This window comes from Streptomyces sp. LUP30 (assembly GCF_001746365.1).
Lineage (GTDB): Bacteria > Actinomycetota > Actinomycetes > Streptomycetales > Streptomycetaceae > Streptomyces.
The window spans coordinates 302,077-322,189 of sequence record NZ_MJAJ01000003.1 but is presented as its reverse complement, the minus strand read 5'-3'; the positions used below and the strand labels follow the sequence as shown (position 1 = coordinate 322,189).

17 protein-coding genes and 2 pseudogenes are annotated in these 20,113 nt (G+C 72.9%); 13 read left to right on the top strand and 6 right to left on the bottom strand.

Annotation, left to right across the window (positions count from 1 at the left end; genetic code table 11):
- The first annotated feature begins 44 nt into the window (after positions 1-44).
- Positions 45-233: a hypothetical protein gene (locus tag BG482_RS44945; RefSeq protein WP_079141581.1), complete on the top strand. Its 189-nt coding sequence runs from the start codon at positions 45-47 to the stop codon at positions 231-233.
- Positions 234-399: 166 nt separating this feature from the next.
- On the opposite strand, the gene BG482_RS04845 is transcribed toward BG482_RS44945, so the two are convergent.
- Together BG482_RS04845 and BG482_RS04840 are read right to left on the bottom strand one after the other, a co-directional pair.
- Entirely contained in the window at positions 400-1,071 is a 672-nt protein-coding gene (locus BG482_RS04845; RefSeq protein ID WP_069767574.1) for an ABC transporter, read from the bottom strand.
- Positions 1,068-2,009, bottom strand: coding sequence for an ATP-binding cassette domain-containing protein (locus tag BG482_RS04840; RefSeq protein WP_079141580.1), 942 nt, complete (start codon positions 2,007-2,009; stop codon positions 1,068-1,070). Before BG482_RS04840 ends, BG482_RS04845 begins: the two co-directional genes overlap by 4 nt.
- Positions 2,010-2,247: 238 nt before the next feature.
- On the opposite strand from BG482_RS04840, the gene BG482_RS04835 reads away from it, so the two are divergent.
- From BG482_RS04835 to BG482_RS04815, 6 genes and pseudogenes are all read left to right on the top strand, one after another.
- Positions 2,248-2,949 carry a peptidyl-tRNA hydrolase gene (locus BG482_RS04835; protein ID WP_069767573.1) on the top strand — a complete coding sequence of 234 codons (702 nt, stop codon included), beginning with the start codon at positions 2,248-2,250 and terminating at the stop codon, positions 2,947-2,949.
- A gap of 244 nt (positions 2,950-3,193) precedes the next feature.
- Positions 3,194-4,780 (top strand): DUF692 domain-containing protein, encoded by a 1,587-nt coding sequence (locus BG482_RS43755; RefSeq protein ID WP_256096258.1) that lies wholly within the window; start codon positions 3,194-3,196, stop codon positions 4,778-4,780.
- 255 nt (positions 4,781-5,035) lie between these two features.
- Positions 5,036-5,829: pseudogene (locus BG482_RS04825) on the top strand (DUF4142 domain-containing protein).
- A gap of 218 nt (positions 5,830-6,047) precedes the next feature.
- Positions 6,048-6,845: a TIGR04222 domain-containing membrane protein gene (locus BG482_RS04820; RefSeq protein WP_069767572.1), complete on the top strand. Its 798-nt coding sequence runs from the start codon at positions 6,048-6,050 to the stop codon at positions 6,843-6,845.
- Positions 6,846-6,980: 135 nt separating this feature from the next.
- Positions 6,981-7,565: pseudogene (locus BG482_RS46035) on the top strand (alpha/beta hydrolase); the annotation flags it as partial.
- A 1-nt stretch (position 7,566) separates the two neighbouring features.
- The coding region (locus tag BG482_RS04815; protein WP_141746543.1) for an alpha/beta hydrolase at positions 7,567-8,801 on the top strand (1,235 nt) is incomplete at its 5' end.
- 89 nt (positions 8,802-8,890) lie between these two features.
- Here BG482_RS04815 and hemQ read toward each other — a convergent pair.
- Both hemQ and hemG read right to left on the bottom strand, forming a co-directional pair.
- Complete coding sequence (hemQ, locus tag BG482_RS04810; RefSeq protein ID WP_069767571.1) at positions 8,891-9,622, bottom strand: hydrogen peroxide-dependent heme synthase; 732 nt, start codon at positions 9,620-9,622, stop codon at positions 8,891-8,893.
- Positions 9,623-9,627: 5 nt separating this feature from the next.
- Entirely contained in the window at positions 9,628-11,085 is a 1,458-nt protein-coding gene (hemG, locus tag BG482_RS04805) for a protoporphyrinogen oxidase (RefSeq protein WP_069767570.1), read from the bottom strand.
- A gap of 193 nt (positions 11,086-11,278) precedes the next feature.
- On the opposite strand from hemG, the gene BG482_RS04800 reads away from it, so the two are divergent.
- Positions 11,279-12,337 carry a DUF4349 domain-containing protein gene (locus BG482_RS04800; protein WP_079141579.1) on the top strand — a complete coding sequence of 353 codons (1,059 nt, stop codon included), beginning with the start codon at positions 11,279-11,281 and terminating at the stop codon, positions 12,335-12,337.
- Positions 12,338-12,364: 27 nt separating this feature from the next.
- Positions 12,365-13,753 carry an FAD-dependent oxidoreductase gene (locus BG482_RS04795; protein WP_069767568.1) on the top strand — a complete coding sequence of 463 codons (1,389 nt, stop codon included), beginning with the start codon at positions 12,365-12,367 and terminating at the stop codon, positions 13,751-13,753.
- Positions 13,754-13,899: 146 nt separating this feature from the next.
- Here BG482_RS04795 and BG482_RS04790 read toward each other — a convergent pair whose 3' ends face one another.
- Positions 13,900-14,169: a hypothetical protein gene (locus BG482_RS04790; RefSeq protein WP_079141578.1), complete on the bottom strand. Its 270-nt coding sequence runs from the start codon at positions 14,167-14,169 to the stop codon at positions 13,900-13,902.
- Between the two features lie 125 nt (positions 14,170-14,294).
- Between BG482_RS04790 and BG482_RS04785 the strand changes: the two genes are divergently transcribed.
- Complete coding sequence (locus BG482_RS04785; protein WP_069767566.1) at positions 14,295-15,107, top strand: rhomboid family intramembrane serine protease; 813 nt, start codon at positions 14,295-14,297, stop codon at positions 15,105-15,107.
- Positions 15,108-15,352: 245 nt separating this feature from the next.
- Here BG482_RS04785 and hemE read toward each other — a convergent pair whose 3' ends face one another.
- The gene (gene hemE / locus BG482_RS04780; RefSeq protein ID WP_069767565.1) at positions 15,353-16,420 is read right to left on the bottom strand and encodes a uroporphyrinogen decarboxylase; all 1,068 of its coding nucleotides are present in this window, start codon (positions 16,418-16,420) and stop codon (positions 15,353-15,355) included.
- Positions 16,421-16,869: 449 nt separating this feature from the next.
- Between hemE and BG482_RS04775 the strand changes: the two genes are divergently transcribed.
- From BG482_RS04775 to BG482_RS04765, 3 genes are all read left to right on the top strand, one after another.
- Positions 16,870-17,496 (top strand): DUF3000 domain-containing protein, encoded by a 627-nt coding sequence (locus tag BG482_RS04775; RefSeq protein WP_069767564.1) that lies wholly within the window; start codon positions 16,870-16,872, stop codon positions 17,494-17,496.
- A gap of 242 nt (positions 17,497-17,738) precedes the next feature.
- Positions 17,739-18,398: a response regulator transcription factor gene (locus BG482_RS04770; protein ID WP_069767563.1), complete on the top strand. Its 660-nt coding sequence runs from the start codon at positions 17,739-17,741 to the stop codon at positions 18,396-18,398.
- A gap of 291 nt (positions 18,399-18,689) precedes the next feature.
- Complete coding sequence (locus tag BG482_RS04765) at positions 18,690-19,976, top strand: ribonuclease D (RefSeq protein WP_079141576.1); 1,287 nt, start codon at positions 18,690-18,692, stop codon at positions 19,974-19,976.
- Positions 19,977-20,113 lie beyond the last annotated feature (137 nt).

Here is a 20,113-nt window from a genome sequence, read left to right as displayed (position 1 = left end):
CGTACGCCGATTTCCGGGCGGAGCCGCTTTCGTACGCTGGAGGCATGAGTGACGACACCGAACGGGATTACTGCCTGATCGACGCGGCAACTCCACCCAAGGCAGACGGGCCGCCGTATGCCGAGTGTGTGCTGTGCAGGAAACCCACGGAATACCCGGAGTCGTACAAGGGGATCACGTTGTGCCCGGTGTGCGAGTGGCAGGAGGCGCAGCGGACAGCATGCTCCGGGTAATCGCTTTCAGCCCACCCGCTGCACGCAACCGCTGCGACACCCCCTCCCGCACGCAACCGCTTACAGCACATAACCGCATAGCCAGCACCCGTAACTCTTCGTAACCGATTTCCGCTACCCCGTTGCCACATGTCACATCCCCCTGCCTACATCTCCCGCTTCCCCCTCAAGGTGACCGTCGGGAAGTGAGCGCGCATGCCGCGGCGATTGCCACAGCGCTCAGCAGTGCCGCCGCGGCCAAGGGCAGGACAGGGGTGTGGACCGTCCCCGTGTGGGAGCCGCCGACCAGGCCGCTGACGGCCGCGTGCGCGGGAGAACCGCTCACGACCAGCGCCAGCAGAGCCGCCAGCAGAAGCGCGGGCACCGCCCGGCCGGTCGAACGCAGCACGGGCCAGGCGGTGAGCGCGCCGACGGCCGTGCCGAGCAGAGCGCAGGTCAGGATGGCGAGCAGTCCGGCGCCGGCGGCTTCGAGGACGGGAACGCGTTTCTGGTGGTCGCTGCCGACGGGATCGCTGATCAGAGTGACGATCGCTGTCGTGATCGTGCCGAGCGTGGTGACCGAAGTCAGCGCGACCAGCACAGAGGCCAGGTGCGCCCGGGCCGGACCGACTGCCGCGGCGACCACGGCGCGGGCGGCCGGGGGTTCGTTGGCGACGCAGATCCGCACCAGCCAGGCGGCAACGGGCAGCAGAAAGGCGGCGGCGTAACCGAGCGAGTCCAGGAGTGGCTGGCCGCCCTGTACGCCGACGCCGAGGAAAACGGCGTACAGCAGGAACGGGGGCAGCCAGCGCTGCGACCGCACCAGCAGGGCGCTCTGGTAGCGCAGAAGGGCGGTCATCGGCGGCTCTCGTCTCTGCTCTGGTCTCGGCTCGCGTCTTCACCGGCGTCTCGGCTCGCATCTCCGCTCTCGTCCCGGCCCGCACCTCGGCTCTCGTCCCGGCGGACACTGGCCACGTGCCAGGGCGGGCGGGCGGTCAGAAGAGCGCGTAGCAGGACGTCGGAGTGGGAGGCGGGGACAGTGAGCCAGTGCGTCCCCTCGGCCGTCTCCTCGGCGAGAACGGCCAGGCGAAGCGCGTCCGCGGGAAGTAGGGCAGCCGCGCCGTGCACCTCGACGATCACGTGCGGACCGTCGGAGGCGAGGGTCGGTTCTTCGCCGGTACGGCGGTGGAGGCCGCTGTCACGCACCGTGTAGACGGTGTCCGCGACGTCCGCGAGGCGGCGCGGGTCGTGGTCGACGAACACGACGGCCGAGCCGGCGGCCGTCCGCTCGGCGACCGCCCGCTCCAGCTCGGTCCGCGCGTCCGTGTCCAGGCCGGTCCAAGCCTCGTCCAGGATCAGCAACTCGGGCTCGGCGAGGAGCGCCTGGGCGACGGCGACCTTCTGGCTGCTGCCCTTCGAGAGGCGGGTCATGGGCGTGCGGGCGTAGGCGGCCGCGCCGAAGCGGTCCAGCCACTCGTCCGCGGCCCGCTCGGCCGACGCTCGCGGCAAGCCGTGCACGGTGCCGAGGTGGGTCAGGTAGCCGACCGCGGTGAAGGGAAGGGCGGCGGGAAAGCGTTCGGGGACGTAGGCGGTGCGGGGGCGGCCCGTGACTCTGCCCTCCGTGGGGGCGTCGATGCCAGCGAGGAGCCGGAGAAGAGTGGACTTGCCGCTGCCGTTGGGGCCGTCGATACGAGTGAGGCTGCCGGGAGCCAGTTCCAGGTGCACGTTGCGCAGCACCCAAGGGCCGCGTAAGCCATAGCGTCGGCCCACGTCGTCCAGGCGTAGATCGCGTTCCATGGGGTTCATCCTTTCGCACGACGACCACGTCCCGGCAGCAGTGGAACAGGCGGAAACGATTACAGCGGTTACAGCGGCTGCAGACGGCCCGGTGGAGACCCCGGCGGAGACGCAGACTGCCGAGGGCGACCACGAGCAACGCCACAGAAACACAGAAACACCCGCTGCTGCGGACATGGCTAGCGCGGTGAACGCGGCCGGCCGCTGTGGGAAAGACCGGTTCAAGTAGCCTGCGCCTGTGAGTGAAAGTCCCTTTCAGACCGAGCCCAACCCTCGCGACCAGGCTCCGCAGTTCGTGTTGCCACTCGTCGTGCGGATAGAGAAGTCCGCGCCCCCGGCCCGTACCGACGCCCTGGAGACCGCTGCTCGTGCCGTACTCGTGATGCTCGGCGACGAGCGGTCCGTCGGGGACGGCGAGTGGGCGCAGGTCATGCGGGACTGGCAGGACGCCCGGATCCGCAAGGTGGTCCGGCGGGCCCGGGGGGCCGAGTGGAGACGGGCCGGCGAATTGCCGGGGATCACGGTCACCGGGAAGTCGGCGGAAGTACGGGTGTTTCCGCCCGTGCCGTTGGACGGATGGCCGAAGGAACTGGCGAAGCTGCAGGTTTCTGGAACCGATCTCGACGATCCGGAGCGCCCTGCGGACGTCGAGCCGGGGGCGGTCGTGCTGTGGATGAGTCCGGACGTGGAGATGTCGGCCGGCAAGGCGATGGCCCAGGCCGGGCATGGCGCGCAACTCGCCTGGTGGGAACTGTCCGAGGACGAGCGGGCAGCCTGGCGCGAGGCGGGCTTCCCGCTCGCTGTGCGGACCGCGGATCGGCAGACGTGGCGTGAACTGATCTCGAGCGGGCTGCCGCTGGTGCGGGATGCGGGCTTCACCGAGATCGCCCCGGGCAGCTGCACCGTCGTCGCGGAGCATCCGGCCCTGCGCGCCCGTTGATCTCTGCCTACGCTGATCGCTGCCTCGCTGTTCCTCTTCCCTGTCCCATCCGTTCTCCCTGCCCGTTCGCCTTCTCGGCCGCCTCCGGCCCCCTGCCCGCTCCCCCCTTCTCCTCCTCTCCGTCTCTCCTCTCCCGCGGCCGAACCTCAAATGTTGCTCTGAAGGGGGGTCCCGGGCGGTTCGGTGGACGGCGGCGGGGCCATACCACCGTCACCACGCAGGGGGAACGAAGGAGGCGGGGACCATGAGGCGACTGGGGACGGGGATCGGTTGGCGGCCGGAGATCGCGGACACCGTGGAACGGATGCCGGGCATCGACTGGGTCGAAGCCGTCGCCGAAAACGTGTGCACCGGGCATCTGCCCGATTCTCTGGTGCGGCTGCGCGAGCGTGGGATCACTGTGATCCCGCACGGCGTCTCGCTCGGACTCGGCGACGCGGAGCGGCCCGACCAGGGGCGGCTGACCGCACTCGCCGAGCGGGCCGAGGCGCTGGGCTCGCCGCTGGTCACCGAGCACATCGCGTTCGTGCGCGCGGGCGGCCCCCTGACCGCCTCCCCGCGGCTGGAGGCCGGACACCTGCTGCCCGTGCCGCGGACCCGAGACGCACTCGACGTGCTGTGCGAGAACGTGCGCATAGCTCAGGACGCGTTGCCCGTGCCGCTCGCCGTCGAGAACATCGCCGCTCTCGTGGCATGGCCGGGCGAGGAGATGACCGAGGGACAGTTTCTGTACGAGCTGGCCGACCGTACGGGCGTACGGCTGCTCATCGACGTGGCCAATCTGCACACCAACCACGTCAACCGGGGTGAGGATCCCGCCAAAGCGCTCGCCGAGCTGCCTCTGGAGGCCATCGCCTATGTCCATGTGGCGGGCGGTTTCGAGCGGGACGGCGTCTGGCACGACAGTCACGCCCATCCGGTGCCTCGGCCGGTCCTCGACATCCTGACCGACCTCGCGTCCCGGGTGTCGCCGCCGGGAGTCCTGCTGGAGCGGGACGACAACTTCCCCGAACCAGCATGCCTCGAAAGCGAGTTGGCCGCGATTCGGGAAGCCGTCGAGGCGGGGTCGGGCCGGGGGCCCGGCGCGTGCGCCTCATCGAGCGCGGGAACGCACGGCCTGACACACGGGCCAGTCACCCCTGTCGCCCTCCCCTCCCCTGTGACCATCACCGCTCCGGCCACCCTCGCAGTACCTGTAGCCGTCGCCGCTCCGGTCACCGGCGCCGCCCCTGCCGAGCGCATCGACCCGAGACTCGAGCCCGCACCCTGCGCCGCGCAGACACAGACGGAGCCGCAACCGCAACCGCACGAGCATGCGCAGACAGCGGGGCAGGCTCACACGCGTCCGCACCCCCACCCGATCGCCTCCTGCGAGGCCGCCCGACAGCGTCTCGGGCTCGTCCAGACGGCGCTGCTCTCCGCGCTTGTCGCCGGGACACCGGTTCCCGAGGGTTTCGACCGGGTGCGACTCGGTGTGCAAGCGCGGGCGCTGGCGGCGAAGCGGGCGGACGTGGTGGCGAAGGTCGCACCGGAGCTGCCGCTCATTTTCGGAAACGCTTACCGGGCCGCTTTCATCGCCTACGCCCAGGGGCACCCGATGCGCGGCGGTTACCGGCAGGACGCCCTCGACTTCGCCGAGGAGATGCTGCTGAGAAGCCGGTCGGCGCAGGGGCGGTCCCGTCGCGAGCTGCGCAGCTGGTGGCTGGACCGCTCAGGTCCCGCGCCACGGCGGACGTCGCGCCTGGGCCAAGTGGGACGCCTGGGCCAGTTGGGACGCCTGGGCCAGACAGAACGACTGCGCCAGGTGGGGCGAGCGCTGATCCGGCACTGACGATCGCGGGAGGGCCCCTCCGCCCGGAATGTGCCGGGGTTAACAGCACCTCCGCGCCAGTGCCCGCAGCAACTCCTGCAACCGTTTACCTCCAGTTCACCCCGATTCACCCACCACACCCCCTCCCCTCTTTCGACCGATATGGGCAAAATACAAACCTTCGCCCCTGTACGGCAGTTGGCGGGACCGGCGCAGTAATATGCCAGTCCCGCAACCGAAGCGCACTAGTGTGCAGTGCCGCGAGCAGGAGGCACCATGCGCCCGCGACCCCCGATCCAGGGCAGAGGCATCTTCAGTGGCACCGGGCTCATCATCACCGGCCTGGCGGCGACCCTCGCGGCGCTGATCTTCCCGGTCTGGACGTACTCCGGTCAGCCGACCGCCGGCCCGGACGTACTGAAGGCGGAGGCGGTGGCGACCCAGTACGGGCCGCTGTCCGCGCTGGACCAGGAGTTCATCACCAAGGTCCGGCTGGCCGGGCTGTGGGAGCTGCCCGCAGGTCAGCAGGCGCAGACGAAGGGCACGACCGAGGCGGTGCGGACGGCGGGCCGGCACCTCGTCGAGGGGCACGCCTTCCTGGACCAGCGGTGCGCACCGTCGCCTCCCAGCTGGGTCTCACGCTGCCCGACGAGCCCAACGAGCAGCAGAAGGGCTGGCTGGCGGAGCTGGACGCGGCGCAGGGCGTGGAGTACGACCGCGCGTTCGCCAACATTCTGCGCCTCGCGCACGGCCGGGTGTTCTCGCTCGTCGCCCAGGTGCGGGTCGGCACCCGCAACTCGCTGGTGCGCGAGCTCGCGGACGACGCCAACACCACCGTGCTGGACCACATCAAGATCCTCGAGGCCACCGGGTACGTCGACTTCGACGCGCTCGCCCTGGACCTGGCCACCGGCAGCACACCGACGACCCCCGGCTCCCCCGGCCTCCCTGGCTCCCCCGGTTCGTCGACCGCCTCCACCGGTCCCGGGCCTGTGGTGCCGCTCACGGCGTCGCCGCCCCCCACGTACACGCTCCCGCCGGCGGCCGCGAGCCCACCGCCCGGCTCCTGAGCCCTCGTCCGGGCGCGCAGGCCCCCTCCAGGCCTCCGGGCCCTCCCGGTGCCCGGCCTCTCCAGGCGTGTGGCCCCTCCAGCTGCCCCGCCCCTCCGCGCGTGCGGCCCCTCCAAGCGTCCGACCCCTGTGCGGCGGAAGATCACGTACGCGCGATGCCCGTTCCGGATGTTGAAAAGGCATGGCGTTTTCCGGTGCTCATGACATAGAAACGCGACATGGTCTGGGTGTTTCTGCTCTTGCTGGCGTGGGCCGTGGCGGGCGCGGCGTGCACGCGCCTGTGCCTGGCCGCCGTCCGTGCGGCGAGCGTCGACGAGAACGCCGGGCGCGGCCGTGATCTGACGTTGTACGAGGCGGCCTTCCTGTCCGGCGGCCCGGGGCGGGTGGCCGATCTGACGATGGTTTCCATGGCGCGTGAGCGACGGCTGCTGCTGGCCCGCACCGGCTGGGCGACCGTGGTGGACCCGCGCGGGCGGGACGAGATGGAACGGTCGGTCATCGGGGCCATCGGGCCCGGAGGACAGTCCCGCATCGCCCCGGTCCGGGCCGCGGCGGCGGCCGCGGACGCCGTGGGCGGCCTGGCCGAGCGGCTCGTCGGCGCCGGTCTCGCGGTGACCGACGGCGCCCGTACGACGGTGGCGGCCGGGGTGCGTCAGGTGCGGGCGGCCGCAGTGGTCGTCCTCGCCCTGGGGGTCGTCGCGTTGCTGTTTCCCGCCACCCCGGACCTTCCCCGCGACCTCGTCGCGCTCTGGTTCGCGCTGCCTCTCGCGCTCACCCTGAGCTGCCTGGCCATAGCGCGGGCGGAGGTGCATCCGTACTCGCGGTGGGCATCCCCGGCCGGACAGCGGATGCTGGGCGCGCTGACGCGACGCGCCGCGAACGGGGGCGTGAACGCGGGCACGAGCCCGGGCGACGACCGTACGTATCTGACCTCCGTGGCCGTGCGGGGGATCCGTGCGGTCGGTGAGCCGGACCTGCGGGCCGCCTTCGCGCACCGCCAGCGCGGGCGCGACTGACGGGTCCGGGGCGCGCCCGATCGCCGGGGGGCGCACAGGGGGCATTGGCCCCGACACCCGCCGATGGTGCTTGCCTTCCCACCGGGCCGAACCAAACATCCCTTTTGTCGCCGCCGTACACCGAAGGGACACCCGATGCGAGCCGCCGTCCTCCATTCGGCCGCAGGAGCCCTGCTCCTGACCGCCCTCGCCGCCGTCCCGGCAAGCGGCGTCCCTCACGCCGGCGCGCCCGGCGTGCCGATCGCCCCGGACCGTTTCGTCGTCCCCGGCAGGGCTCTCGGCGCAGGCAGGGCGCTCGCCCCCGCCACCGCGCTCGCTCCCGGTGTGGCGCTCGCCGCCGCGCGGGCCGCCGCGGAGGGCGTCGAGTTCGGCAAGTGCTCCGACGCCCAGGACCTGCCCGGGGCCATGCAGTGCGGAACGGTCGCCGTCCCGCTGGACTACGCGCACCCCGACGGCCGGCAGATCAAGCTGAGCGTCAGCCGGGCGCCGGCCACCCACCGGGATCCGCACAACAGCAAGCGGCGGGTGCCCCGGCAGGGCGCGCTGGTCTTCGATCCGGGCGGTCCCGGCGGCTCCGGCCGGTACTTTCCGCTGGTCGGGCTGCTGCCGGAGTGGAAGCCCATCGCCGCCGCGTACGACCTCGTCGGCTACGACCCGCGCGGCGTCGGCCGGTCGGCGCCCCTGTCCTGCCAGGACCCCAAGCGCTTCTTCAAGGGCCCCNGGCGGGTGCCCCGGCAGGGCGCGCTGGTCTTCGATCCGGGCGGTCCCGGCGGCTCCGGCCGGTACTTTCCGCTGGTCGGGCTGCTGCCGGAGTGGAAGCCCATCGCCGCCGCGTACGACCTCGTCGGCTACGACCCGCGCGGCGTCGGCCGGTCGGCGCCCCTGTCCTGCCAGGACCCCAAGCGCTTCTTCAAGGGCCCCCGCATCGCGCAGGCGAAGGCGTACGCGCGTGGCTGCGCGAAGGGCGCGGGCAGTGCCCTGCGGCACTACAACTCGCTCAACAACGCCCGTGACCTGGACGTGCTGCGGGCGGCGCTGGGCGAGGACCGGCTGACGTTCATGGGGGCGTCGTACGGCACCTACTTCGGGGCGCTGTACGCCACGCTGTTCCCCTCGCACGTGCGGCGGATGGTGTTCGACGCCGCCGTGGACCCGGACCCCGCGCAGATCTGGTATCGCAACAATCTCGGTCAGTCGGCGGCGTTCGAGAGCCGCTGGACGGACCTGCGGGAGTGGATCGCCGCGCACGACGACGTGTACGGCCTCGGCAGCACGGCGGACGAGGTGCTGAACAGCTATGAGCGGGCCCGCGCCCGGCTGGCCGCGGAGCCGGCCGGTGGGAAGGTGGGGCCCGGTCAGCTGCAGGGTGCGTTTCTGCAGGCCGCCTACTACGACGATTACTGGCCCGGTCGGGCGCAGGCCCTGTCGGAGTATCTGAAGGGCGATCCGAAGCAGTTGATCGCGCAGGCGGCTCCGGTGCGGGAGGCTGCCGCCGAGGCGGAGAACGCCAACGCCGTGTACACGGCCGTGGAGTGCAACGACGCGCCCTGGCCGACGGACTGGAAGGTGTGGGACCGCGACAACACGCGGCTCGCGCGGGTCGCTCCGTTCGAGACGTGGGACAACGTGTGGGCGAACCTGCCGTGCGCCTACTGGCCGGCGCCCCGGCAGCAGCCGCTCGACGTGCGGACGGGCCCGGGCGAGCTGCCGCCGACGCTGATCCTGGCCGCCGAGCGGGACGCGGCCGCGCCGTACGCGGGGGCGCTGGAGATGCACCGGCGGCTGTCGGGCTCGGTGCTGGTGACGGAGCGGGACGCGGGCACCCACGGCATCGCGGGTGGGCCCAACCGGTGCGTCAACGGGCACCTCGACGCGTATCTGCTGGAGGGACGGCTCCCGGCCCGGCGCGCCTCCTGCGCGGGACGCGCGGAGCCGAAGCCGAGCGCGGCGCGCTGACGCCGCCCCGGCAGCCTGGGGCGCCGAGGCGGCGAACCCGTCGGCCGTGCGCGTCCGGTCGTACCGTTCCCGCGCTCCCGGCCCGGACGTCAGGCCAGTTCGGCGACCAGGTCGGCCACCGACTTGCGCCGGCCGGTGTAGAACGGCACTTCCTCGCGGACGTGCATACGGGCCTCGGAGGCGCGCAGGTGGCGCATGAGGTCGACGATGCGGTAGAGCTCGTCGGCCTCGAAGGCCAGGATCCACTCGTAGTCGCCCAGCGAGAACGAGGCGACGGTGTTGGCCCGGACGTCGGGGTAGCCGCGGGCCATCTTGCCGTGGTCGGCGAGCATCCGCCGGCGGTCCTCGTCGGGCAGCAGGTACCAGTCGTAGGAGCGCACGAAGGGGTAGACGCTCACGTAGTCGCGGGGCGTCTCGTCGGCGAGGAACGCCGGGATGTGCGAACGGTTGAACTCGGCGGGGCGGTGCAGCGCCATGTTGGACCAGACCGGCTCCAACGCGCGGCCCAGCCGGGTGCGGCGGAAGAGGTTGTACGCCTCCTGCAGCTGGTCGCTGGTCTCCGCGTGCCACCAGATCATCAGGTCGGCGTCGGCTCGCAGACCGGACAGGTCGTACGTGCCGCGGATCGTCACGTCCTTGGCGGCGAGCTGGTCGAACAGCTCCTGGACCTCGTCGGCGTAGCCCGCGCGGTCCTCGGGGAGCACGTCCTTCAGCTTGAAGACGGACCACAGGGTGTAGCGGATGACCTCGTTGAGGTCCTTGGCCAGCTTGCCCTTGTTCGGGATCCTGCCGGGCTCGGTGGTGGAGGCGTCGTCACTCATGGCTCTCATTCTCCCGCTCCGCCGTGCAGACTCTGCACCGGGTCGGCCATGAGCCGCGCCGCGGTGCTCAGGTCGCCGCCGAGCCGGTCCACGGCGGCGTCGGCGCTCGCGATGCAGGCGGGGATGCCCACGCCGTCGTACGCGGCCCCGCACACCGCGATGCCGGGGAGCCCGGCGAGGTGCTCGCGGATGCGGGCCACGCGCGCGTGGTGGCCGACGGGGTACTGGGGCAGTCCGTCCGTCCAGCGGGTGACGCGGGTCTCGAGGGGGGACGCGGTCAGGCCGGTGGCCTCGCGCAGGTCGTGCCGGGAGACCGCGACGAGGTCGGCGTCGTCCTTGTGGAGGATCTGCGTCTCGCCCTGGCGGCCCACGGAGGTGCGCAGCACGACCGTGTCGGGATCCTCGTCGGCGATCCAGCCCCACTTCTGGGAGGCGAAGGTGGACGCCTTGATGGTGTGTCCGTCGACGGGCGGGACGAGGAAGCCGCTGCCGGCGGGCAGGGCGGTGTCGCCGCGCCGGTAGGCGAGGGTGACCAGGGCCATGGAGGCGTACTCCACCGTGCGCAGCTCGGCGGCGGCCTCGGGGGACGCGACGGCGAGCAGGGCGGCGGCGGCCGGCGCGGGGACGGCGACGACCACGGCGTCGGCCCGCAGCTCGCGCTCGCCCGCCGTGACGCGCCAGCCGCGCACGGGGTCGCGGCGCAGTGCGGTGACCGGCACGCGCGTGTGGATCTCTCCGCCGCCCGCCTCGACGGACGCGGCGACCGCGAGCGGTAGGAAGCCCACCCCGCCCTGGAGGCCCATGAAGACGGGCCCGGTCTGCCGGGCCGCCGTCGCCTTGCTCTGGATCTCGCGCACGGCCTGCGTCAGCGAGGTGTGCGTGCGCGCGGCATGGAAGAGCTGCGGGACGGCCGAGCGCATCGAGATGCGGTAGGCGTCGCCGGCGTAGACGCCGCCCAGCAGGGGTTCGACGAGGCGGTCGACGACCTCATGGCCCATCCGCGCCGCCACGTACTCGCCGACCGCCACGTCGTCACCGATCTCGGTGGGCGGCAGGTCGGCGTCGCGCTCGACGCGGGCGAGGCCCTCGTCGGACAGGACGCCGGAGAGGGCCGCGGCGGTGCCGGGGACGCCCATGACATGGCCCTTGGGCATGGGGCGCAGGGCGCCGCGGGTCCAGATCGAGGCCGTGGCGGTGGCCGGCGGCTGCAGACGGTCGGCGAGGCCCACCTCGCGCGCGAGGGTGACCGCCTCGGGCCGGCGCGCCAGCATCGACTCGGCGCCGAAGTCCACGCGCACCCCGGCGATCTCGCCGGGCAGCAGCTTGCCGCCGAGCCGGTCGGACGCCTCCAGCACGGTCACCCGCGCCCCGCGCTGCAGCAGTCGGTGGGCGGCGGCCAGCCCGGCGATCCCGGCTCCGACGACGATGACGTGCTGCCCGGTGACCGTGCCCGTTGCGCTCATGTCCCCACTCTCTCAGACCCCGCTGACACTCCCGCCGGCCCGGGTGTCCCGTCCGCGTCCCGACCGTGACCGCCTGCGGGTGTCCTGTCCGCGTCCCGACCGTGACCTGTTCGGAACCGATCCGGGCCAACGTCCCGGCCCGCCCGGGCGTCGAAGGAGCGTCAGTTCGTCACGATCCCCGGGGGACACCCACATGCGCACACGACGCTCCACCCGACCGGCCCGACGTCCCGTGGGGCGCTGCGCGCCCTCGCAGCGGCCTGCCGCGCGGCCCGCTCACGCGCTGGCCGTGGTCCTGCTGGCCGCGGCCCTCGCGCTCACCGGTTGCGGCGGCGCGGACGACAGCGGCGCGAGCAGCTCGGCCGACAAGGCCGCCGCCGGACGACCCGCCGCCGGAGACGCCGGCGCCGCCCAGGACGCCAAGGAGGGCGCGGGCGCGAGCGGCTCCAAGGCCACCGCGGCGCCGAGGCCCGGGCCGGTGACCGAACGCATCATCCGCACCGCCACGCTCACCGTGCAGGTCAAAAACGTGCCCGAGGCGCTGGACGAGGCCCGCGCGACCACCGAGAACGCGGGCGGCTACGTCGGCGACGAGACGACCGTCCGGGACGAGGACGGCGCCGAGCACACGCGCGTGGTGCTGCGGATCCCGGTCCAGAAGTACGACGACGTCCTGGCCGCCCTCCAGGGCGCGGGCAAGCTCCTGGAGCGCACGGCGAAGGCCCAGGACGTCACGGACCAGGTCGTCGACGTCGAGAGCCGTATCGCTTCGCAGCGCGCCAGCGTCGCCCGGGTCCGCGAGTTGATGGACCGGGCCACGAAGCTCGGCGACGTCGTCACCCTGGAGGGTGAACTGAGCAACCGGGAGGCCGACCTGGAGGCGCTGCTCGCGCAGCAGGCGTCGCTGAAGGACCGCACGAGCCTGGCGACCATCACGCTGACCCTGTCCGAGAAGACGGTGGTGCGGGCCTCCGAGGACGACGACCCGGGGTTCGTGGACGCGCTGGAGGGCGGCTGGGACGCGTTCGTGACGACGCTGCGCTGGATCGCCGTCGCGTTCGGCGCGGTGCTGCCGTTCCTCGCGGCCGCCGTCCTGCTCCTGCTGGCCTGGGTGCGGCTGGTGCGTCCGCGGCGGCGGGCGGCACGGGCGAGCGCGTCCGAGGCGGCCGGGCAGCCCGCGCATCCCGCGTATCCCACGCAGCCCGGGCAGCCCGGGCAGCCCGGGCAGCCCGGGCAGCCCGGGCAGGACTGAACTGGGAGCGCCCCGTAGCGTGTTCGCATGAGCATCGAGCGACTGGTCGTGATCGGCGGGGACGCCGCGGGCATGTCCGCGGCGTCCCAGGCCCGCCGATTGAAGGGGCCCGAGGAGTTGGAGATCGTCGCGTTCGAGCGCGGCCACTTCACCTCCTACTCGGCGTGCGGCATCCCGTACTGGGTGGGCGGTGACGTCGACACGCGGGACGACCTGGTCGCCCGTACGCCGCAGGAGCACCGCGCGCGGGGGATCGATCTGCGGCTGCGCACGGAGGTCGTGGAGATCGACGTGGCCGGGGGGCGGGTGCGCGCGCGGGAGGTGGAGTCCGGGGCCGAGTCCTGGACGTCGTACGACAAGCTCGTCATCGCGACCGGGGCGCGCCCGATCCGGCCGGACATGCCGGGCGCGGACGCGGCGGGCGTGCACGGGGTGCAGACCCTGGACGACGGCCAGGCGCTGCTGGACTCGCTGGCACGCGCGCGGGGCGAACGGGCCGTGGTCGTGGGGGCCGGTTACATCGGCGTGGAGATGGCCGAGGCGCTCATCAAGCGCGGCTACGAGGTGACGGTCGTCAACCGGGGCAGCGAGCCCATGTCGACCCTCGACCCGGACATGGGCCGGCTGGTGCACCGGGCCATGGAGGGCATGGGCATCACCATGGTGAACGACGCCGAGGTCACCGAGGTCCGCACCGGCGAGGACGGCCGGGTGCGGTCGGTGCGGACCGCGGACGCCGAGTATCCGGCGGACGTGGTGGTGCTGGGCATCGGCGTCCGTCCGGAGACCGGGCTCGCACGGGCCGCCGGGCTGCCGGTGGGCGTGCACGGCGGGCTGCTCACCGACCTGGCGATGCGGGTACGCGGTCCCCTGGCCGACGGGCGTGTGTGGGCCGGCGGCGACTGCGTCGAGGTCCTCGACCTGGTGTCCGGCCGGGAACGGCACATCGCCCTGGGCACCCACGCCAACAAGCACGGCCAGGTCATCGGCGCCAACGTCGGTGGCGGGTACGCCACGTTCCCCGGCGTGGTGGGCACCGCCGTCAGCAAGGTCTGCGACCTGGAGATCGCCCGCACGGGCCTGCGGGAGAAGGACGCGCACCGGGCCGGTCTGCAGTTCGAGTCGGTCACCGTCGAGTCCACCAGTCGCGCCGGCTACTACCCGGGGGCCTCCCCCATGACGGTGAAGATGATCGCCGAGCGCAGGACGGGCCGGCTGCTGGGGGTGCAGATCGTCGGCCGGGAGGGCGCGGCCAAGCGCGTCGACATCGCGGCCGTGGCGCTGACGGCCGGCATGACGGTGGAGGAGATGACGGCTTTGGACCTCGGGTACGCGCCCCCGTTCAGCCCGGTGTGGGACCCGGTGCTGGTGGCGGCCAGGAAGGCCACGGCGAAGGTGCACCGCGGCACGCGGTAGGGACGCGGGACACAGCTGCGGCGCGGCACACAGCAGCGGCGCGGGACGCGATCGCGGCCGACCGCCGAACGCCGACCGCGGAGGCGCGCGCCTCGTCCCGCGCCCCGCACGTCGGTCCGCGGCCCCTGACGCGTCCCGCGGGGCGGCTAGGCGGTCCCGCTCAGCCGCGGCAGGGCGGAGACCGGCGCGGCGGCGCTCTGCTCGGCGGGCTTCGCGTGCGCCGCGGCCGCCGGCCGCGACCGCAACCGGTTGCTGACGGCTTCGTCCAGGGTCACCGGGCGCTGCATCTGTGAAGCGAGTCGCCCCGCTTCCTGGCCGAGCCGTGCCACGTCCTCCCAGGGCAGCCTGACCACCAGGGAGATCTCCGCCTCGCCGTCGGGGGTGGCGTGCATGGGGGGAGTAACTCTGTCGTTCATCGCCTGTTCCTCACGTCGTCCCCGCGGCCCGCCTTCCTCGTGCCGCGAGCGGTTGCCGGTTCATACGCAGTGGTGGGGAGACGCGTTCACCGATTCGCCGAACGGATCGGGGGCACAACTTCCTTGTGGTCATCCCCGTGCATGACGTGAACCCCGTGCGCCGCACCCCGGTGGTGACGTACGCGCTGATCGGCGCGAACGTCCTCGTGTTCTTGTTCATGCCCGGCCTGTCCGGCTCCGTGGCGGGCGACAGCAGTCTGGCCCAGACGTGCCATCTGCACGCCTTTCTGGAGCATTACGCGGCTGTGCCACGCGAGTTGATGCACCATCAGCTCGCGCAGCTGGTGCCCACCGGGGAGGTGCGCGGCGCCGGCTGCCAACTGGGGCCGCCGGACTACGTCAAGTCGCCGGCGTTGAGCGTCTTCACCGCGATGTTTCTGCACGGGGGCTGGCTGCACCTGTTGGGCAACATGTTGTTTCTGCTGATTTTCGGAAACAACATCGAGGACCGCATGGGGCACGTCCGCTTCGCACTGTTCTACGTGGTCTGCGGGTATGCGGCTTCGTACGGTTTCGCGTTGTTCAACGCCGACTCCACCGATCCGCTGATCGGCGCGTCCGGGGCGATCGCGGGGGTGCTCGGGGCGTATCTGGTGCTGTATCCGAAGGCCAGGGTGTGGGTTCTCGTCCCGTTCCTGGTGTTCCTGCCGCTTCGGCTGCCGGCCTGGCTGGTGCTGGGCTTCTGGTTCGCGCTGCAGGCGATGTACTCCTCCGGCGAGGGCGTCTCGGGCGAGGGCACGGTGGCGTACGCGGCGCACGTGGTCGGCTTCCTCGCGGGCATGCTGCTCGCCTGGCCGCTCAAGCCGGGCACGCCCCCGCCGCCGGAACCGCGCGGCCTGCTGTTCGGCAGGCGGGCACGCCCCCGGCACACCTGGTGACCGGCGGCCACCACGGCCCCGAGCGCCCGGCGATCCAGTGAGTTCGGTGATCTGTGCGTGCGGTCGTCCGGTGCGTGCGGTCATCCACGGGCGGCGTTCCGGAGCATGCAGCGATCCGGAGCAGGTGGCGATCCGGAGCAGGTGGCGATCCGGAGCAGGTGGCGATCCCGTCCGCGCCGTGACGGGTCAGCCGTGCGGAGCCCGGCGCGCCCGGTGGCGGCGCGCCGGTGACCTGCGCCCGGTGGTCAGCGGGCCGTCTGCGTGTGGACGTACTCCACCAGGCGGGTCAGCGCGTCCGGGTCGGTGGACGGCATGACGCCGTGGCCGAGGTTGAAGACGTGGCCCTCCAGTGCGGCGGCCGCGTCGAGGACCTCGCGGGCCTTGGTCTCGACGGCCTCGGTGCCGGCGAACAGGACGGTGGGGTCGAGGTTGCCCTGGAGCGCCTTGCCGGGGCCGATCCGGCGTACGGCCTCGTCGAGGGGGACGCGCCAGTCGACGCCGACGACGTCCGCGCCGGCCTCGCCCATGAGCCTCAGCAGCTCGCCGGTGCCCACGCCGAAGTGGATGCGCGGGACGCCGTAGCCCTCGACCGCGCGGAAGACCTTCGCGGAGGCGGGCAGCACCGAGCGGCGGTAGTCGGCCGGCGCGAGGGCGCCGGCCCAGGAGTCGAAGAGCTGGACGGCGCTCGCGCCGGCCTCGATCTGCACCTTGAGGAAGGCGGCCGTGATCTCCGCGAGGCGGTCGAGGAGGTCGGCCCAGAGCTCGGGGTCGCCGTACATCATCGCCTTGGCGTTCTCGTACGTGCGCGAGGGGCCGCCCTCGACGAGGTAGCTCGCGAGGGTGAACGGAGCGCCGGCGAAGCCGATGAGGGGGGTGGCGCCGAGCTCGGCGGTGAGCAGGCCGATGGCCTCGGTGACGTAGGAGACGTCCTCGGGGGTGAGGTCGCGCAGCTGGGCGAGGTCGGCGCGGGTGCGGATCGGGCGTTCGACGACGGGGCCGACGCCAGGCTTGATGTCGAGGTCGATGCCGATGGCCTTGAGGGGGACGACGATGTCGCTGAAGTAGATCGCCGCGTCCACGTCGTGCCGGCGCACCGGCTGCAGGGTGATCTCGGTGACCAGGTCGGGCCGCATGCAGGACTCGAGCATCCCGACGCCTTCGCGGACCTTGCGGTACTCCGGCAGCGAGCGCCCCGCCTGCCGCATGAACCACACGGGCGTGTGCGGCACGGGCTCGCGCCTGCACGCCTTCAGGAAGGCACTGTCGTACGTCGCTGTCGGCTGCCGGCCCGCGGGGCTCTCGTTCGCGCTCACGACGGCAAGTCTCGCACGGCGCCGCGGACGGTCGGGCCGCCCCCCGCACCGCCGTCGTCGCCCCTCCCCGCGTCCCTCTCACGCGCTCCGCCACGGGCAGGCCGTACCCCTTCCGTGCCTCTTCCGCGCCGATTCCCTGTCTCTTCCGTGGCTTCTTCCCTGACTCTTCCCTGTCTCTTCCGTGTCTCTTCCGTGTCTCTTTCGTGCCGGTTTCTCGCTCCCGCGCTCCCCCTGGCCTCCCCTTCGTCCTGCCCCGGGCCGCTGCGTCCGCGGCCCGCGCGTCCCTCTTCCGTGGCGTCGCAGGGGCGTCTGCCCGTGCGCCTGTTCGCCCAACGCGCACCCGTCCGCGAGCCGTGCGCGGGTGTCTTGCCCTGCACGAAGGCCCCGTTCCCCTTAACCTTCCCCGCATGGCTGCGGCTCAGGGACGACTGTCGGACGACGCTGGCGGGATGGATGACGCGAACGAGGGAGACCGGGATGGGAGCACGTCGGCTCCGCTGCCCTTCCGGGCCGCCGTCGACGCGCTGAGAGCGGCCCGGCTGCGGCCGCAGATCGAGGTCGAACAGACACCGGCCCCGAAACGGCTCGCCCCGTTTTCCCACGCGCTGGAGGCGACGGTCGTGGACGGCGATCAGGACCTGGCCGACGGCCGGCTGGTGCTGCTGCACGATCCTGCCGGGCACGACGCATGGCGCGGAACGTTCCGGCTGGTCACCCTCGTGCGGGCGGAGCTGGAGCCGGAGATGGCCGCGGATCCGCTGCTGCCGGAGGTGTGCTGGTCGTGGCTGACCGGCGCGCTCCAGGCGCGCGGACTGACGTACGGGGAGCCGAGCGGGACCGTCACGCGCGCGAGTTCGCACTACTTCGGCGGGCTGGCGGAGCGCCCGGCGGCCTCGCAGATCGAGATCCGGGCCTCCTGGACTCCACGTGAGGGCATCGGCGGGGTTCCGGACGCCGGGGCGCACCTGGCGGCCTGGTGCGATCTGCTGGCACAGGTGGCGGGGCTGCCGCCGGCCGGGCCGGGGGATGCGTCGGTGGTGACGCTGCCGCAACGCAGGGGGCCACAGTCACGTTGACCATCTCTTTGTCGATACGACCATTTTCGGTCCCTTAAGACACCCACTTAAACCGACTCGATCTTCGGATGATCGATCGCGTGTCCGAATTGCACGTATTGTTACTCACACGATCGTGATCATTCTCTAAAGGACCCCGGGTTCGCTGCCGAAGACGACTGTGACCTTGAAAGCACGGTTCGTCCCGGCTTCCTCCCCGCAAGCCCCACGAGCCGGCCCCCGTCCCCCATCCAGGAGGCCTGGTGTCCGTTCTCCTCGAGCAGCCCGCAAGCCTGGTCGCCTACCGCCCGAACAAGCCCACCGCCATGGTGGTCGTGGCCGACCCGCGCGTCCGCTCCACCGTCACCCGCCATCTCTGGGCGCTCGGTGTCCGCGACGTCATCGAGGCCTCGTCCATCGCGGAGGCTCGTCCCCGCATCGGCAACCCCCGCGACATCTGCGTCGCCGACGTCCACCTGCCCGACGGCTCCGGCCTCACCCTCCTGTCGGAGACCCGCGCCGCGGGCTGGCCCAACGGGCTCGCCCTGTCCGCCGCGGACGACATCGGCGCCGTGCGCAACGCCCTCGCGGGCGGCGTCAAGGGCTACGTCGTCACCGGCACCCGCACCAACCTCGGCCTCCCCAGCCGGCCCGGCGCCGCCCCCCTCGGCTCGGCCGCCCGTCTGCACCGCCGCCCCCCGGGCGCCCCGGGCCACCCGGGCGGCTACCGCGAGCTCTCCGGCCGTGAGGTCGAAGTGCTGCGGCTGGTCGCGGAAGGCCAGTCGAACAAGGCCATCGGCGTCTCGATGGGCCTGTCCGCGCTGACCGTCAAGAGCCACCTCGCCCGCATCGCCCGCAAGCTCGGCACGGGCGACCGGGCCGGGATGGTCGCGGTGGCCCTGCGGACCGGCATCATCCACTGACCGCGACCCCGGTCGCCGTCGCCCCCTCGCCCCACACCCTTTCCCCGCCTCACGCCCCTCACCCTTCCCCCGCTCCCCCTCCGACTCACCCGGCTCCCCCTCCCCCCCCACTCACCCGCCGGCCCTCGTCGGTCGGCTCTCCACCGCGGTCGTCGCCGGTCAACCCTCGGCCCCCGCAGGTCGGCCGTCCGCCCCGCCCATTCACCGGCCTGACTGGTTTACGCCCCTCCGGCACCCGCCGACGGAACGTTCCGTCGGCGGGTGCCGTCGATACACGGATACCCTTGACAGGTGACCGACGCCCAAGAAACCGCAGCAGCCAGTTCACTGCGAACCACCGGAGGCGCCCCTCCGGACGATGGCGGATCTACTGCTTCCGGGGCGCCGACACCACTGCTGGAACCACGCGAGGGCATTCCGCCCGTGATCGCCGACGAGGCTTCCCTCGCCGAGGTGATCGCCGCGTTCGCCGCCGGCTCCGGCCCCGTCGCCGTCGACGCCGAGCGCGCCTCCGGCTACCGCTACGGCCAGCGCGCCTATCTCGTGCAGCTGCGCCGCGAAGGCGCCGGGAGCGCGCTGATCGACCCCGTGGCCTGCCCCGACCTGTCCGCGCTCGGCGACGCGTTGTCCGACGCGGAGTGGGTGCTGCACGCGGCCACCCAGGACCTGCCGTGTCTGCGTGAGATAGGCATGATGCCGACGCGGCTGTTCGACACCGAGCTGGCCGGACGGCTGGCCGGTTTCCCGCGGGTCGGCCTCGGCGCGATGGTCGAGGGCGTGCTGGGCTTCGTGCTGGAGAAGGGCCACTCCGCGGTGGACTGGTCGACCCGGCCGCTGCCCGAGCCGTGGCTGCGCTACGCGGCCCTGGACGTCGAGCTCCTGGTCGACCTGCGCGACGCGCTGGAGAAGGAACTGGACCGGCAGGGCAAGCTGGAGTGGGCCCGCCAGGAGTTCGACGCGATCGCCTCCGCCCCGCCGCCCGAGCCCCGCAAGGATCCGTGGCGCCGCACCTCCGGCATGCACAAGGTGCGCCGCCGGCGGCAGCTGGGCGTGGTGCGGGAGCTGTGGGAGGCCCGGGACCAGATCGCCCGGAAGCGCGACGTCTCGCCGGGCAAGGTCCTGTCGGACGCGGCCATCGTGGAGGCTGCGCTCGCCCTTCCGGTGAACGTGCACGCGCTGGCCGCGCTGAACGGGTTCGGGCACCGGATGGGACGGCGGCAACTGGAGCAGTGGCAGGCCGCCGTCGACCGGGCGAGGACGCTGAGCGAGTCGCAGCTGCCGCAGCCGGGGCAGCCGGTGGCGGGACCTCCCCCGCCCCGCGCCTGGGCCGACAAGGACCCCGCGGCGGCGGCCCGGCTGTCCGCGGCGCGGTCCGCGGTGTCCGCGCTGGCCGAGGAGCTGAACATGCCGCAGGAGAACCTGATCGCCCCGGACGCGGTGCGGCGCGTGTGCTGGGAGCCGCCGGCCGCCGACCGGGAGGCGGTTGCCGGTGCGCTGACCGGATACGGGGCGCGACCGTGGCAGGTGAAACAGGTCGCGCCGGTCCTCGCCGCCGCCCTGGCCGAACCGGCCGCCTAGCCACATCGGGCGGCCCGACCGTCCCGCCCCATCGGGCGGCCCGACCGACGCCGCACCATGCTGCCCGGCCGGCCGTCGCCGCATCGGGCTGCCCGGCCGCCGCATCCGGCCGTCGGGCCGCCTGGCCGCCTGGCAGC